Consider the following 293-nt stretch of genomic DNA (forward strand, 5'->3'; position numbering starts at 1 on the left):
GGACTGGCCGCGCCGGGAAGCGTGGCACCGACGGCGGCGCCGGCGGGCGCACCGGTCGAGGCGCCCGGTTCGGCCGCCGCCCCCATCGTCATCGATCGCACCCAACCCATGCTGCTCAGCGATCCCGCGCTCGACGGCGGCACCGAATTGCTCGGCGCCGCCCCACTGCCGAAGGCCGATCCAGCTCTTCCCGGGGAAAGGTTGGTGATCGAGGGCAAGGCGCCGGAAGCTTCGCCCAGACGCGCCGACGACTTTTCCTGGCCGCCGAAGGCAAGTCCGGCAGCCGCGGCGGC

Annotated in this window: 1 pseudogene; it reads left to right on the forward strand. The window is 73.7% G+C overall.

What is annotated here, in order from left to right:
- Positions 1-293 (forward strand): annotated as a pseudogene (locus EN862_RS35670) (DUF459 domain-containing protein); the annotation flags it as partial.

Origin of the sequence: Mesorhizobium sp. M2E.F.Ca.ET.219.01.1.1, from assembly GCF_004016445.2 — a bacterium.
Taxonomy (GTDB): domain Bacteria; phylum Pseudomonadota; class Alphaproteobacteria; order Rhizobiales; family Rhizobiaceae; genus Mesorhizobium.